Source organism: Aurantivibrio plasticivorans (assembly GCF_055392955.1).
Genome location: NZ_AP036020.1, coordinates 2383915 through 2400079 on the forward strand (window position 1 = coordinate 2383915; position 16165 = coordinate 2400079).

Consider the following 16165-nt stretch of genomic DNA (forward strand, 5'->3'; position numbering starts at 1 on the left):
GATTAGTCCTCCTTCTCAGCGCCAACCGCTTCGGCTAGCTCATTTAAATCTGCTTCGTTATTGAGAACTCGCTCAAGAATCGCCTCTAGCTCTTCAGAGCGGTCCGCTTTTGTTGACAGGTCGCGCAAACGGTTACGTGTATCAAGTAGTTTCTTCAATGGCTCAACCTGGTTAACGATTGCACCTGGCTCGAAGTCGTCCATTGATTCAAATTTGAGGTCGACAGCGAATTGGCTATCGTCTCCTTTCAAAGTGTTTTTAACCTGAAGTTGAAGACCTGGTGTCATACTTTTTAAGACTTCATTGAAGTTGTCGCGATCAATTTGCACAAAACGACGATCTTTCAATGGTTTTAGCGGTGCGGTCGGGTCACCTGAAAAGTCACCCATAACACCAACAACAAAGGGTAGTTCTTTTTTGACAGTTGAGCCTTCGGTCTCCACGTCGTAGCTGATATGTACGCGTGGTTTTCTCACTCGACTCAGTTTGTTATGTATGCTCTCCATAATGGATACCTTCGCTCTTCTTTGAATGTTAATGATTAAATTTGATAAATATTGCTAACTACTCTTAACTACTCATTCACTAATCGTTTGCTTCTACAGCACCGATACCAGACAAGTGCTTAAACTTCTTCCGCGCTCCATCGTCGGGGATCAATTCATTAATGAGCTCCGTCAATGGCATCGAACTCCAGCGGATAATTTGGTCGCAAGAGTAAGAAATCGGCGAATGCGGTTCGGTTCGACGGAAGAACGACGAGATTTCTCGCAGTAATAACAAGGCATCTTGTCTATCGTTGATTACCACGTCTTCTACGCTCATTCGGCGTGCTGTCTTTTCGTTACTCGCCGAACTCTGATCGTCGTCACTGTCCGGGTCTTCTACGGGCTCTTCTACCTGCTCTTTTTTCAATCGGTCGCCAGCTATATAAGTCAGCACTTGGTAACAAGAATCCAAGGTCTCCTTCAATTTACCCGTCGGCTGAGGGTCTTCAGATGCGTATTGATCAATAACGCCCTGGAAATCTTCGTAAGCAGCGATAGCATTCTGGATATCTCGCTGAAGCGTATGAATAAAATCCGTACTTGTTTCCGCCACGATCTGCATTAGGGTGTCTTTAGCAATACCACCTTGCTTCAGACGAGCTTCCCTCTTCTCCGGGTCACTGATGCGATCCAACTCAAAGGACTGTTCACACTGCCAAGTCGCCAAGGGTCCCGGAGGGCTTCCCTCTGTTAGCGGTATCGATTTAATAGGTGCGATCAACGCACCTTCAGAGCCAAAACCATTGAGACCGATAAGCGGTGCAAGCTGGGTTGCCAAACCGTCTTCGTCGGGAAGTGGGTAAAGGCTACCTCCGAACTGTTCAATTAAACGAGCCGCTAACGAGAACCCTTTCGCGATACCGCCAAAGCCTTCGCAACGCGCTAATGCTTCGATGTACCAAGCAACAATCTCTAAGTCTTTTGACTCTTCCGCTAGCACTTGCGGTGCAGCGCTAATGATTTCTGCCCAGTCCCCGAAACTAAAGTACATCACCTCGCCAGCACTTAGCGCTGATCGCTCATTATTCCGGGCAGCACTACGTGCATTACGAAGCACCTGGTAACCCGAAGTTGGCGAAGTGTTAAGCCTTAAATCTACGCCTGCGCCATTGTTTTCGCTCAACGGTGCTAACAACGCCATAAATTCATCCGATGCAACGAACGCGTTCACTTCTGTACCTCTTTAAAAACTCGACACAACGAATGATTAGGTCGCAAAACCTAGCCCTTCAAGATCAGCTACAATGTCTCTAAGCTGCAGTTCTGCCCTTTCGTTGCCTTTATTTACGTAATATCGCACTTTGCCATTAATTTTTTTAACGAACTCTTCTACCGTAGGTGCGATCAGCGGACTGTTAGATGGCACACCCAATGTCATTTTCAGCCTCTCAATACGTTCATAACAGTCTCGAAAATCCTTATCAAACCACAGGGTCACAAGCTTTTCGTTGATGTACGAAACCTCTGGCTCTACGAAAACTTTAGCGGCAAGCATCGGATACTCCGACGAACCGTCTACACCAATCTGAAAATCAACCAGTTGTTGCGCAGCTTTAACCGTATTGTCGTCCGTATTTGACCAAGCAAAATCCAATTGCTGCGGCAAAAGAAAGTCGCGTTGATATTCCTTAAGTTGAACGATGCGGATGGGATTAACTGAAGTCGCGGCGGATTCAACTTCCTTTGCGTAACGCGCTAGGAAATCCGCCGGTAATGTCGCGGCGCTTTCCCCACTGATACGTACTAGTTTTTCAACCATCCGATTAACAGTACTCAGTTCGCTCGCGTTAAATGATGGGTTCTGTAAATATTCTTGGAAGTTAAGATCCACGGCAGACAGTAGTTGGCCGCCCTCAGACGCTAGGCGCTGTTGCTGGCGTATAACAATGTGTGAGTCGGGATAGAGGATTAAGAGCTTTTCGACCTTGCTCTGGAGCGCTGGAATATGCGCAAACTGTTCGTCCGCGCTAACACCCGTTAAAGCTTTATCCACATGGTTTTCGAGGTCACCCAACATGAGTTCGCGAATATCGGACAATGCAGTGAGCTTTACTGGCTTGGGTAAGGCATTAAATTGGTCGACTAGCTCGCCGGTTAGACCATTTTTTTTAACCTGCTCGACCCAGGTTTGACGGACTGCGTCTTGCTCGACCAGCTGTTCTGCCGCTGAAAGCTTCTGCCAAGTGTTAATGACAAAAATGCTCGCCGCGGTACACAAAGCAAGAGCGCAAGCGGCCGTTGCTAAGCGTTTTGCAATAAAAGAAACAATTTTTGATGCCTTTGAAAATTGCCCAACAAATTCTTCAATGGTTTGATATCGAGCTCGACTGTCTAATGCCAACGCTCGCCTTAGCACTCGCCACTGAACAGCAGACAGCTCATCCGGTTTTTGAAGTTTAAAGCCCTTTGGAAGTCTGGTGGTAGGTCGCCGCTCAAATGGATGACGACCACTTAACATTTCATAAGTAACACATGCTAGAGAAAACACATCGTCGTTGGGTTGAGCGGGCTTGTCTGCGATAACTTGCGGGCTTGCATAGGACAAAGTGTAACCTCGGAATCCTAATAAATCAGCACTGCTAACATTCTCATCATCAAGGTCAATTGAGGCGGAAGACCTAGCAATGGCGAAGTCGATGACTTTCACACCGCCGCTGTCCGGCAAAAGAATATTGCCGGGCTTAATATCGCTATGAATAATATTTTTATGGTGTGCAACCGTCAGGGCTTCAGCCACAGAAGAAATAATATTAAGCGTCTGATTGATACTGAGCTTCTTGCCTGGTGCTCGGTCTAAAAACTCAGAAAGGGTTTGCCCCTCGACAAGCTCCATAGTGACAAAATTCCAGTCACCATCACGATGGAAGTCGTAGACTTTAACAATATTAGGATGATTTAGGTGCCGGGTAGTTAATGCTTCATGCAGCATTAACTCGTGATGCGCATTGTCGCTGGAGGTTGAAGTTTGTTTCGCCACCTTGACCGCAATGTAGCTTTCGCTTACATCACCACCAAGCACTGCTAACATGTCACGCGCGCGATAAACTGCACAGGTTCCACCCTGCCCAATTAAACGCATCAACATGTAACGATTAAGAAGCACATGACCTTCCTCTATAGGAAACTCTCGGCTTCTGTCTTCACACGTATCAGAGTCGTCTATTGGACGAGCGCCCGACTTTTTTTGTTTTACCGCATCCATTCGTTTAACACATTCCTACTTAAACCCCGTTTATGGAATCACCCATACGACGAGCGGGCGAACATTACCAATCAAAACTAGAGCAAGTCCAGAGTTAATTGAGTATTAATTAATTTTTTGAAACTTAACTCATACTTAGGCATGAGAAATGACAAAACAGCACAGCTAGCAACTTATAGTCAGGTACGCGTTGCTTACATGTTGGATGCATACTCTCGCGAGCACATGCTTGAACCAGCTAAATTACGCGCCATACCGTTCGCCTATATATCGAACAAATATCATTTTAAGTGACACACAAAAACAAAATGCGATGGCTTTAGCTGACAATATTAATCGTCGAAAATAAATACAATGAGATTTTGTTTTGAAAATTTGTTTTGTGAAAAATGTCGCAATTAAATTGGTTAGCCACTAGAACCGTTTTTTTATTTCGTGATACATTCGCGCGCTCAACAACTAACACGAACAGTTAGCGCATCTTTGCCACTCGGTTTTTGCGTTTTTTATATGGAAGTAAAGGGCTTAAGCGCAAACTACGAAATTATCATGAGATCATTATCGAGTTTTTCTAACTCCTAATGCGAGATAATTCAAACCTTCTCAAGACTCAACGGATTAGTCAGAGGTATCATGACGGATCAGACCACCAATCACAGTCATTCCCATAGCAAACACGATCCTTCCGTTCAACAACCGCTATGTACTGCAGGTTTTTCGTCGTCACTTTGCACCTTTCTTATCGGGGGCCAAGCATGAAGCTAGAGCTACAGGTAAGCCATTTACAGAATTCTGGCTCAAACTTTAAGCAAACCAAAGTTTTCTCAGAGGCCGGTGGCTTTTTAGGCCGCGAGCCCAGCTGTGATTTATTTTTACCCTGCCCCGAAAAAGCTATTTCGCGACAACACGCTAAAGTGTTTGTAGAGAGTGACGCGTTTTACATCGAAGATATGAGCGCGAATGGCGTATTTATTAACAACCAGTCTGAACCTCTAGGCCAAGGAAATACGTATAAAGTCGTAGATGGCGATCATATTCGCATAGGTGATTTTTCAATCGGATTATCGATCGCAGAAAACAGCGAAGTGCAAGCGCGCGCCGTTAATGAATCGCCTGCTACTGAACGCACACAAAAGATGAAACCAGCTACAAGCAACCCGACTAAACAGTCGCATAGCAAAGTCACGCATCTCCATACCAAACGCAAAAGCTCACTCACCGATGTCTTTCTAGACGATGGCAATAATCCATTTGGCGGCCCGCCCAGTATCGAGAAAGTGAAAATTGATATTGGCGATACTTCCGATAGCTTTAAACCGCCCCAAAGCTTTATCCCTGATAACTGGGATTTGGATATCGAAGCAGCACCTGCAGAACCCACGTCTCCTCCTCCGGTACCGCCAATACAGCAACCGCTACAGACTACAGCACAAGATCGCCCACTAAGCTTTTCGAATGACAAGGCAATGCTCTCAAAACTATTACAGGGGTTGGGCTGCGACGATGTATCCAGTGAAGAGTTAACACCTGAAACAATGTTACTACTCGGTCAAACGTTACGTGTGACGTTAAACGGCCTCGTCAACAACCGAAAATTTGTACAAGAGACTAAGTGTAGTTTAAGTCTGGATGAGATCAGCCTAGAACGACAGGCCGAAGCCGACGGCTTCGAAGGCTTAGAGAATGGCAATCAACTAGCTAAAATGCTGTTGGACAATCACTCCTCTGGTCAAAAACAACTACCCGCGCGAATTGCGTTAACTTACAAATATCTCATGGAAGATCAGCGCGATATCGTTGCTGGTATTCACTATGCCACGGAGAAGCTCAAGGAAGGACTGTCGCCCGCCGCAATTGAAGAGGCTTACCAGCAATCGCAAGGTAAACCAAGTAACGAAGGCTTTTCTGGCCTAAGCGAGAAGCTAACAGGTAATGCTAAGAAATGGGCATTCTACCGATCCCATTGGAGCCGTATTTGTAACGGCTTAAACACCGCTATTCGTAAACAGTTTGAATATAAATTCTTGCTTTCCCACGCGAAACGTACCCGGGATAGAATTGATGGCTAACAATTGGTTCAAGCCTGCTAATTTCAATTTGATGCTGTTTATTTTGCTATTTCCGCTACTCAAAGCTTGTGCGGTTAGCAACATGATTGTTTCGCCCTACGATAACATCGAAATTACGGCTAGCGATTCAGTGAACCCTGATGGCAACGAACGCCCCTCGCCTATTCAAGTGAAAATTTTCGAGCTTTCAGATAGAGCGACGTTTGACAACCTCGACTTTGAAAAGCTTTTTTATCAGAGTGACGCACTTCTGAGCGATCAGTTGCTCTCTTCCGGTGATTTTATTCTCCAGCCCTCTGAAAAACTCGAATACAAAGTGCAGTTGCAGCCCGGCGCAAGCTACATTGCTATTTTAGCCGGTTACCGCGATATCGACAGCGCAAAATGGAAACATGCTTACAAAGTCAAAGACACGGGGTACTACCAACACGCTTTTTATCTCGATGAAAATGCGATAAAGGCCATTGTGAAGAAAACGAATAGTTCATCGGTCAGCGAGACGGATCCAGCCGACACCATTAAACGCATTGAAGACACAACCTCTAGCGCACAACGCAGTAAAAGCAATATCGACCGTCTACGCGGTAAATAATGTTTAACGGTATAGAAAATTAACAATTAGTTGCGCTTGTAGAGAAGTTATTACCCTAGGAAACACGTATGTTGAAGACTAATAAAATCGCCTGGATGGAGAGCCAATACCTCTTCCCACACCATTTTCAACAACAAGAGCGATATATTGAATCTGTTATCGAGCAACGTGCTGCAGCGATCAGAGAGTTTGTTTGGGGCTTCAAACGGATTCAGCTCGACGAATCATTATTATCGGATAAACGAATTGGCGTCACCGAAGCATCCGGCATTATGCCTGATGGCTGCCCCTTCAACCTACCGCAACAGGCACTACTCCCGGCCCCCAAAGAAGTTGGCCAGCAAGTCAAAAATGAATTGGTTTACCTGATTCTTCCAATCTATCAGCCCGGCAGTAAATATATCGAAACCAATCAAGCCAGCGATAATATTGCGCGCTACCGCCTGCAGGAACTGGAAATTTTCGATTATTGTTCGGAAAACATTAATAGCGAAACCATCGAAAGTGCGACTTTGCAATTTCGAATCGGTTTGGAATCAGAAGAGCTAGGTGGTTTTACTGCACTTCCCTTCGCCCGCATTCAGGAAGTCACTCAGGAAGGCGCAGTTATTCTCGATAAGCACTACATCCCACCAGTGCTATCTATTTCTGCTAACCGTCAATTATCCGGCTACTTAAACGACACGCTAGGAATGCTTGGTCAACGTGGTGATGCGCTTGCTCAACGTTTTACCGCATCCACTCAAGAAGGTAGTGCCGCGGCGATCGCAGACTTTATGCTGCTGCAATTAATTAACGGCTATCAACCTCGCCTAAAACACCTTAGCCAACAACAGCAACTACATCCCGAAACCCTGTACCGCGAACTTGTGAGCCTATCAGGGGAGCTGGCTACGTTTACAACCAAAACCAAACGCCCGATTGATTCTTCTCGCTACCAACATAACGATTTAGTGAATTCATTCAAGCCAATTATGACTTCACTGAGTAAACAATTAAGTGTGGTACTAGAACAAACGGCTATTCCTCTGCCTGTAGAGAAACGCCAGTACGGTGTGCACGTCTCCCGTATCACAGACCGAAGCTTACTGAATAATAGTCGTTTTATCTTGGCGGTGCGCGCTGAAATGTCCACCGACCAACTTAGCCGCTATCTACCTGATCATATTAAGATTGGTTCGGTCGATACCATTCGTGATCTAGTGAACAATCAGCTTACTGGTATTACATTAAGCGCCCTGCCTGTTGCGCCAAGGGAAATTTCCTATCACGCTGGGTTTGTCTATTTCGAGCTCAGCAGCCAAAGCGAACAGTGGCAATCACTTAAAAATTCGGCTGCTTTTGCCTTTCACATCGCTGGAGACTTGCAGGATATCACGCTTGAATTCTGGGCTATTCGACAGTAGGCGTAACGGAACAGTATAGGAAAAGTCTTCATGGATAACGACGACAATACAATAATTAAGCCACGCCCGGGAAAATCTCGAGGTCTAGCGCCAGGCGGTGATGCCGATCAAACGGTGATTAAACCACGCCCCCGCCCTGGCGGGCGGGTCGCTCGATCACCAGCAAGCGGCTTAGCGAATGACGATTCGACGGTAATTAAACCCCGAGCAGGTGGTAGCGGCCGTCCGCGATCGGGACCTCTGAATTTACAAATTCCCAATACGCCAGATGGCTTGAAACAGAGTCCTCTAGTCGATGCAGCAACACCGATTCTTTCGGTCGCGACACAACTTCGCCAACTCGAAGGTAAGATTGATATCGTTGCTGTTCACAATTATATCAGCCAACTTATTGCCCAATTCGAGCGAGAGTGCAATCAAATCACTGATGACGCTACGCTACGTAAGCCAAGCTCGTATGTGTTGTGCGCGCTGATCGACGAAACCGTACTCAACACCCACTGGGGCGAACACAGCATGTGGAGTCAAAAACCCATGCTCAGTGTGTTCCACAAAGAAACCTACGGTGGCGAAAAGTTTTATAGCATTTTGGATGAATGCCTATCCTTGCCCGCGAAATACATCGACCTCATTGAAATTATTTACCTCGCTCTATCACTCGGTTTTATGGGAAAAATGCGGGTCGATTCGCAAGGTGCAGTAAAAATCGAATATATTCGATCACAGCTGTACGAAGTACTCACACGCAGTCGTGATCGCTACAAAAAAACCTTATCACCTCAAGTCAATAAAGCAGCGCAGCACACCAATAGGCTACACAGCTTCTGGCCTGCCTGGCTCTTTGTTGCTTCCCTTATTCTTGGCGCTTTTGGTGTCTACAGCTATCAATTGATTCAACTGAATAAACAGTCTGACACCACCGCACAACGCCTAGCGGGATTAATTCCTATTAAAGAAAAAGCCCGCTTACCCAGCAATGCCCAGCGCGATGAATTTATCGCACTTAGAAATTTGCTAGGCCCTGAAATTAAGCGCGGCATTTTAAGTGTTGATGATTACACCACCCATACGGCAATCGTGCTACACGCCGCAGAACTGTTTTCGTCCGGCAGTACCGATATTAAAGTCCCCTACGAACCAGTTCTCGACAAGATAGCCAAAGCGCTTGAATCCATTGAAGGTCGAATCGTTGTATCCGGCCATACGGATGACCAAGCCATTCGTTCTCCTCGCTATCCTTCCAATTGGCACCTCTCATTAGCACGCGCTAGTGCTGTGGTGCAGTACATGGATCGTATAGCGCAATTGGAGGGTCGATTACTACCAGAAGGTCGCGGCGAAAATGAGCCCGTCGCATCAAATGAAACACCCGAAGGACGAGCCAGAAACCGACGCGTAGTCATCGACGTGTATTACCCGAAGGGAAGATCAGTTGAAGTATCACCCGAGCTAGCGTCTACCAAATAATAAACATGGCTAAGTATTTACATAACTAGTCATTTACAGAGCTAGTTATTTACATAGCTAGGCATTTAAACGAAGTACACGTAACACTATGATGGAGTCCAGGGAGTGAGACGGTTTATAGATTTTATTACCCAAGGTTGGTTCTTAAGCCTTCTGGGTATCATATTGCTGGCATTAATCATTTGGTTTGTCGGCCCACTGATCGCAATCGCCGATTTCAAACCACTGGCCAGTGATTTAGTCCGCGTCTGTATTATTTTTGTGATCCTCGTTGCCTGGGGCCTCAACAATTTACGTCGCCAAGTAAAAGAGCAAAAAAACGAAAAACAAGTCGCCGAAAGCTTAATGGAAGATTCCATTCAATCTGGCCCTGCCGCAGAAAAAGCGAATCCCGACGAAAAGATTTTAACCAAGCGCCTTAAAGATGCGATCTCGATGCTGCAAGCATCGAACTTTGGCAAATCAGGCAAACTCTACGCCTTGCCCTGGTATATGGTCATTGGTGCCCCGGGTTCTGGAAAAACCACTGCACTAAAAAATTCTGGTTTGCACTTCCCTCTGGCCGAGCAAATGGGTGAACAACCTATCCAAGGCGCTGGGGGTACCCGTTATTGTGATTGGTGGTTTACCAACGAAGCCATCTTAATTGATACAGCCGGCCGTTACACCACGCAAGATAACCCCAAAAAAATTGAAACAGCTGCCTGGCTTGGCTTCTTGGGGCGTTTGAAAAAGGTCCGTCCTAAGCGCCCATTGAATGGCGTTATCGTTACAATCAGTATCGACGAGATCATCAATAAAACAGCGACCCAGAAATCATTTCAAGCGGTTGCCATTAAGCAACGTATTCAAGAATTAAATAATCATCTCGGTATGGAATTACCGGTGTACGTTATTTTCACTAAGCTGGATACCATTGCCGGCTTTAATAGTTTCTTTGCCGATCTCGACCAAGAAGACCGCGATCAGATTCTTGGCTTTACATTCCCCGAAGCCAAGCCAGGCATGGTGACGGACTTCATCGACCAATTTAGCGACTCCTACACCGCGCTCTCGCAGCAACTGAATGAACGTGTATTACAACGGTTGAGCAGTGAAGCCAACCCGAAAAAGCGTGCGCTAATCTACGAATTCCCACGGCAAATGGTCGGGTTGCGCAAAGAGCTAAAGGGTTTCTTGCAACAAATATTTACACCCAACCAGTTCGAAGCCCCGATTCTATGGCGCGGCACCTACTTTTTGAGTAGCACACAAGATCACATGACATCCCGCTGGGTGAAAGGCATTTTGCCCACCGACTATGTCAGCAAACCTGTTGATGTCAGCGCAAGTGAGTCAAAGTCGTTTTTTGTACATCGTTTGCTTAAAGACGTCGTCTTTGCTGAAGCCAACCTTGCTTCGCTATCCGCGCGATTGCGCATGCGCTATCGCTGGATATACACCAGCATACTGGTGTTATCGTCCATCGGGTTTGGCCTCAGTCTTTACGCTTGGCACCATAGTAAAAATCTCAACCTCTCTTACATCAGCCAGTTAGAGCAAGATACAGAAGATTATCGGCAAGTGACTAATGGTGGCCTCGAAGAGCCACACAACTGGTTAATGCTTGCCAATGGTTTAAACGAATTACGTGATATGCCAACTGGGTACTTAGTCGATGAAACCGAACACCCTAGCGCACAAGGCTTTGGGCTTTATCAAGGGGAGAAATTGGGCGCTGTTGCGGATTCGACATACCTGCGCGCACTCGAATCTTTTTTCATGGCTGACCTTAGCAAATTGCTTCTCAACCATGTCGACCTAGCCCGCAATGACGACGAATTGCTTTACGAGTCTCTCAAATTCTATTTGATGCTCTATTACCCCGAACACATGGATCGTGAATCATTCACGCTCTGGGTGAATATTTTGTGGGACCGCGCTCTACCTAGACAGTCCGATAGACCACTCATTGACACACTCAATGAGCACCTCAACGTTGCATTAGATGAACAGGTATCACCTGCGCCCATTAACGAAACGAAAGTCGCGTCTGCACGTGAAATACTGATCAACACGCCACTTGATTTGCGTATTTATCGTCGCCTCAAGAATGATTACTTTAGCGATAACGAAGGCCAGTTCTCGGTTCAGCAAGTATTGGGTAAAAAGTCTGAAGTTATCTTTTACCGCCGCAGCGGAAGACCTCTCGACGAAGGTATTCCAGAACTGTTCACCTACTCTGGGTTCCACACCGGTTTTAATCTGCAACACAACAAGCTCGCTCAACAACTCGCCGATGAACAGTGGATTTACGGAGATAGCTTAGCGGAAACGTTAGACGAAGAACGCATCGCCCAAATCAAAGCAAAGGTTAATGAGTATTATTTTGCTGAGTACCAAACACGCTGGGATAGCTATCTTAATGATCTAGCCATCCAATCCTTCGCCACCGTTAATAGAGGGCAAACGGTCGCACGTCTACTTGCTAGCTCAGAAAAACCCTTAATTAAATTCTTGAATGAAGTTCGTCAACATACGGCATTAAGCGAGATTCCTGCCATCAGCGACGACACTAAACAAGCGGCTAATGAACTCGCAGAAGAATTTGCTAGCAGTCAAAAAGGAAGACTGGAACGACTGGTCCCTAAATCTGTTCTTTCACAAGGTGCTTCTTTACCTGGCCAAGAAATCTCCGAATACTTTGAAGAGGTGAACACCTTCATCAATGCAGGGGAAGGTTTACCGCTACATAACCTGCAACAAACTCTCGAGGGGCTTGATCAGTATTTCCAGTCGTTAGCCTACTCGGGTAACCTCAACCAAGCGGCGTTCGAAACCAATGCCAACGATAGCGGTAGCAACAATGCGCTAGCTGGGCTAAAACGCGCCATGCTCGAAGTACCAAGCCCGTTAAATACCTGGTTCGATTCTATCGCGCGCGATACCAATCAAGTCACTGCCGTTGCTACGCAAAGCCACATGAACAATGTATGGCGGACAGAGATCTACTCGTTCTACGAGCGTGCGATACAAGGCCGCTACCCTCTTCTACCAAAAAGCATTCGCGATATTAAACTCGCCGACTTCACGACGTTCTTCGGCCCTGGAGGATTACTCGATAGCTACTACGTCAGCTACGTTGAACCCTTCGCGGACACCACCACCACACCTTGGCGGTGGCAAAAAAATATTGGCCTAAGCTCTAACACGCTTGCAATGTTTGAACGAGCTCAGCGAATTAAAAAAGCCTACTTCGGAGATTCAACCGAAGGACCATCGGTAGATTTCACTGTAAAGCCTCACGCGTTAGAACAAGTGGCCAGCGGCTTCATTCTCGAAACGGGCGGAAATAGCGCGACATACAATCACGGCCCAGTACGAACCATTGCATTAACTTGGCCGGGCGATGTGACGAATCAATCGAAAATTGTATTTAACCTAGCAAGCCGAGGCACACCAATGAGCGCGCGGACGGACGGCGAATGGAGTTGGTTCCGATTGCTCGATCAATATGCACAGCTCGCCCCGAAAAATGAAGGCGACAGCCTGCTAGTGACATTTGAATTAAATGGGATATCGGCACAGCACGAATTAAAACCGGCGCGTACCTACAACCCATTTACCAGTAACGATATCAAATACTTTTCTCTACCTGAGCGATTATGATCGAACAGAACGATATGTGCGGTTTGTTTGGAAAACTGCCGCAACAAGGCGATTTCGTCAGCCATTTTTTTCCAGAAGGTTTTACGGAACACTGGCATCATTGGTTACAAGCCTGCTTGAGCGTTAGCCGCGAACAGTTAGGCCCGGACTGGATGGATTACTATCTCACCAGCCCTGTATGGCGCTTTGCCATTATGCCCAACGTTATTACAGACAAGGCCGTTGTTGGTGTAATGATCCCGAGCGTTGATGAAGTGGGTCGATACTTTCCTTTAACAGTTGCCCACCTGGCCGATCACCACCCTTGGTCCGCTTATCGAGATGGCGCAGAGTGGTACCAACAGGTTGAAAAAGTTGCGCTGCTCGCACTCGATGACGCCATTGGTTACACACAGTTTGTCGGCCGTTTTGAACAATTGGCGTTACCAGAATTTCCTCCACTCCAACACTACGTGACGAATTTAGCGCATCAACAGCCACGAGATAATGCGGTTATCGACGTTAAACAAGATCAAACAGCCGAAGATTTAACACTGGATCTTCTCGCCGCAGCCCATCAACGCATCTATGGAAATTACAGCTTGTGGTGGACGGAGGGCTCAGAATTTATTCCGTCATCACTCTTGGTGAGTAGCCAGCTACCAGACGCTGGTCAATTCGCTGCAATGCTTGATGGAAACTGGATGCAATGGGGATGGAACAAGGAAGCCATCTTAAGCAAAGACAATAAAACCCCTACCGAATAACGTTGCTTAAATGAAACTTAATAATTAGCACTGGCTTTACAATACGGTTTTGGCGAAGGAATGTATTACGCATGGCAATAATTGCAGGCGGTACCAGCACTAGCAGCATGACGCACACCGGTTGCGTTAGACACCACAATGAAGACGCACTCATTACGATTCCGACTTCAGGTATTTGGGCGGTTGCCGATGGCATGGGCGGGCACGATGCTGGCGATTATGCGAGCCGTTGTATCGTGAGCCATCTTTATGATGCTGCACAACATTACAAAGGCCACGAATTAATCAACGAAATTCCCAACGTCATTCAACGGGCGAACAGTGAATTACTTGATTACGCGCACTCTCAATCAGATGAAGCGATTATTGGCACAACCGTTGTTGTACTGCTGTTAGAGGGCGATCACTACCACTGTTACTGGACAGGTGATAGCCGTTGTTATTTGTCCCGTGAAGGCGAGCTTCAGGCCATTACCACTGATCACACTGAAGCGGAAGAATTAATAGCGCAAGGTTTGACGAATGAAGCCGCCGCACTTGATATGCGAACCGCCAACACATTAACACAAGCGGTAGGTGTTTTTCCCAAAGCCTACGTCGATTACGTGAGTGACCTTATTTATGAAGGTGATCGGTTTTTACTCTGTACGGACGGCTTAACGAAAGTCTATTCCGATCAAGAACTGGCCCAAATGGTCAGTTATCACAATATTGACGAAATTAATCAGCAATTTCTGACTGGTGCGATTGAAGCAGGCGCGCCTGATAATTTAAGCAGCGTGATCGTGAGCTTATAAGCAAGGATACCGAGCACACATGGACTCAACCAAAATTCCTATTCCTCCCGGTATATCATCGGAGATCATAGGCTTTCGAATACTTGGCAGCTGCTGGCTGTTCGCAAAAAATACCTACCAGCCTTCTTACTGGATGATGTTAAAACGCGAGGGTTTCAGCGGCGACTTACTCAGCAGCAGTAGCGAACTTGAAGGTATTACCAACTACCTTGACCGCAGCATGCTGGATGACATCTACCGCCTGCACCATGGTGACTTACCCGATCACTACTTCGACTTCACCCTTCGTAATGATGTCGAACACCTGGTCCTTTCCGGGCAAATTAAAGTGTTCCGCCTCGCCGACGATAAATTTCTTCGGTTGACCGATCCTTACGATTCTCTCTATGCCAGTAACGAAAGTATCGACCAACAAATTGAAAACCCAGTCGTTGCAAGGCGCTACGCCCTGGCAAACGAACTCGGGCAAGACATCGTTGCACGCTGGACAAAAAAAGACGCCGAAGATTTAGAACACTGGAATAACTTCGTCATCTGGCGCGAAGCTATCGAAGCATACGATGTCGGCGCAGAAGCGGTAGATACGGTGGGTGATTTCGTCGTCGGTATCTGGGACATCGGTTGCTTTGTCGTAGAGATCGCCTACGAAGGCGCCAAAACCTATATCAAACTCCAAGCGGCCTACCTTAATACGCTTCACAACGCGGTTACCGGCGATTTCGACGCAATCCGCAAAGACCTCGAAGCAGTCGGCATCTGGCTCGACGAAAGCGTCGATTCTGCTCAAAAACTCGTCGACAAAGCCAAAGAAGGCATGAAGGTGTTCGACGAATTAATGAGCGACCGCATCACACGCGAACTCATCTACGACTACCTAGACAGCCTCTACCAAAGCGTCCCCTACCGCGACAGCCGCACGTTAATGCTCCGCCTAGTCTTTGAAATAGGTATCGAAGTACTGCTAGCGCTCGCCACCGCAGGCGCCGCCAACGCAGCAAGACGCACCGCCCAAGCAGCATCAACCACAAACAAAGCAGTAAAAGCCAGCAATACCGCCAAGCGCATAGGCCCCTTCACCCAACGCGCTATTGATTTGATGGTGGATTTAGCTAAAGTGCTAGACAAGCGGGAACTTAAAATCGAGCACAAGCCGGCACCTGATGTTGATGTGCCGGATTACGCGAAGAAGAAAGATAAAAAGCCTGATGGGGCACCGAAAGATCCGCCGCCGTTAAAAACTAATCCACAAAATATAAGGGAAGCGGCCAAAACCTGGCCCCCTGAAAAGAAAGCGCGCTTTGATTCGGCAGATAAGTACTACGCGGAGGCTGGATATAAGGACTACGACAGCCACTTGCGAGGCATTGATTTTGATCAACCTGTAGAAGTGGTGAAATTTGAAAAAGGCGATAAGCTGTATCAGTATTCCTACTTAGATCGTACAACTGGCCACCCCAAAGTAGGCTCATACTACTATAGTAGTGAGAAAATTGATCCGAACGGACTAGGTTTTGAAATCGATGGAAGGCGAATGATTGAACTAGAGTTAGATGAACCAGCGGACTTTCTGCAGAGTGCAGCTGCCAACATTGAAGACTGGAATGGATCTGACCAAATTTTTAAAGGTGGGGAAACCCAACTATTCAATCCCAACGCAGTAACCACTAATATCGAGGTTATTAAATAAAGA

General features: G+C 46.7%; 11 protein-coding genes. 8 read left to right on the forward strand and 3 right to left on the reverse strand.

Annotation, left to right across the window (positions count from 1 at the left end):
* Positions 1 to 2: 2 nt before the first annotated feature.
* The 3 genes from tssB to ACZ5NB_RS10780 form a co-directional block, all read right to left on the reverse strand.
* Positions 3 to 506 carry a type VI secretion system contractile sheath small subunit gene (tssB, locus tag ACZ5NB_RS10770; RefSeq protein WP_460233619.1) on the reverse strand — a complete coding sequence of 168 codons (504 nt, stop codon included), beginning with the start codon at positions 504 to 506 and terminating at the stop codon, positions 3 to 5.
* A gap of 79 nt (positions 507 to 585) precedes the next feature.
* Positions 586 to 1719, reverse strand: a complete 1134-nt coding sequence (gene tssA, locus ACZ5NB_RS10775) for a type VI secretion system protein TssA (RefSeq protein WP_460233620.1) — start codon at positions 1717 to 1719, stop codon at positions 586 to 588.
* A 36-nt stretch (positions 1720 to 1755) separates the two neighbouring features.
* Positions 1756 to 3750, reverse strand: coding sequence for a serine/threonine-protein kinase (locus tag ACZ5NB_RS10780; RefSeq protein WP_460233621.1), 1995 nt, complete (start codon positions 3748 to 3750; stop codon positions 1756 to 1758).
* 755 nt (positions 3751 to 4505) lie between these two features.
* Here ACZ5NB_RS10780 and tagH point away from each other — a divergent pair.
* From tagH to ACZ5NB_RS10820, 8 genes are all read left to right on the forward strand, one after another.
* Entirely contained in the window at positions 4506 to 5819 is a 1314-nt protein-coding gene (gene tagH, locus ACZ5NB_RS10785) for a type VI secretion system-associated FHA domain protein TagH (protein WP_460233622.1), read from the forward strand.
* A complete protein-coding gene (gene tssJ, locus ACZ5NB_RS10790) occupies positions 5812 to 6411 on the forward strand; it encodes a type VI secretion system lipoprotein TssJ (protein WP_460233623.1) in 600 nt (199 codons plus the stop codon). Before tagH ends, tssJ begins: the two co-directional genes overlap by 8 nt.
* A 68-nt stretch (positions 6412 to 6479) precedes the next feature.
* Positions 6480 to 7817, forward strand: a complete 1338-nt coding sequence (gene tssK / locus ACZ5NB_RS10795) for a type VI secretion system baseplate subunit TssK (protein ID WP_460233624.1) — start codon at positions 6480 to 6482, stop codon at positions 7815 to 7817.
* 30 nt (positions 7818 to 7847) lie between these two features.
* On the forward strand, positions 7848 to 9284 hold the full coding sequence (tssL, locus tag ACZ5NB_RS10800; RefSeq protein ID WP_460233625.1) for a type VI secretion system protein TssL, long form: 1437 nt from the start codon (positions 7848 to 7850) through the stop codon (positions 9282 to 9284).
* 105 nt (positions 9285 to 9389) lie between these two features.
* Positions 9390 to 12932, forward strand: a complete 3543-nt coding sequence (gene tssM, locus ACZ5NB_RS10805) for a type VI secretion system membrane subunit TssM (RefSeq protein ID WP_460233626.1) — start codon at positions 9390 to 9392, stop codon at positions 12930 to 12932.
* Positions 12929 to 13678, forward strand: coding sequence for a type VI secretion system-associated protein TagF (tagF, locus tag ACZ5NB_RS10810; RefSeq protein ID WP_460233627.1), 750 nt, complete (start codon positions 12929 to 12931; stop codon positions 13676 to 13678). The genes tssM and tagF overlap by 4 nt, the downstream gene beginning before the upstream one ends.
* A gap of 71 nt (positions 13679 to 13749) precedes the next feature.
* On the forward strand, positions 13750 to 14475 hold the full coding sequence (locus ACZ5NB_RS10815; protein WP_460233628.1) for a PP2C family protein-serine/threonine phosphatase: 726 nt from the start codon (positions 13750 to 13752) through the stop codon (positions 14473 to 14475).
* A 19-nt stretch (positions 14476 to 14494) separates the two neighbouring features.
* Positions 14495 to 16162: a hypothetical protein gene (locus ACZ5NB_RS10820; RefSeq protein ID WP_460233629.1), complete on the forward strand. Its 1668-nt coding sequence runs from the start codon at positions 14495 to 14497 to the stop codon at positions 16160 to 16162.
* Positions 16163 to 16165: the final 3 nt, after the last annotated feature.

Bases quoted from the DNA above. Each gene is read 5' to 3' on its own strand.
- tssB (WP_460233619.1), bottom strand. From the start codon at position 506: ATGGAGAGCATACATAACAAACTGAGTCGAGTGAGAAAACCACGCGTA.
- ACZ5NB_RS10780 (WP_460233621.1), bottom strand. From the start codon at position 3,750: ATGGATGCGGTAAAACAAAAAAAGTCGGGCGCTCGTCCAATAGACGAC.
- tagH (WP_460233622.1), top strand. From the start codon at position 4,506: ATGAAGCTAGAGCTACAGGTAAGCCATTTACAGAATTCTGGCTCAAAC.
- tssJ (WP_460233623.1), top strand. From the start codon at position 5,812: ATGGCTAACAATTGGTTCAAGCCTGCTAATTTCAATTTGATGCTGTTT.
- tssK (WP_460233624.1), top strand. From the start codon at position 6,480: ATGTTGAAGACTAATAAAATCGCCTGGATGGAGAGCCAATACCTCTTC.
- tssL (WP_460233625.1), top strand. From the start codon at position 7,848: ATGGATAACGACGACAATACAATAATTAAGCCACGCCCGGGAAAATCT.
- tagF (WP_460233627.1), top strand. From the start codon at position 12,929: ATGATCGAACAGAACGATATGTGCGGTTTGTTTGGAAAACTGCCGCAA.
- ACZ5NB_RS10815 (WP_460233628.1), top strand. From the start codon at position 13,750: ATGGCAATAATTGCAGGCGGTACCAGCACTAGCAGCATGACGCACACC.
- ACZ5NB_RS10820 (WP_460233629.1), top strand. From the start codon at position 14,495: ATGGACTCAACCAAAATTCCTATTCCTCCCGGTATATCATCGGAGATC.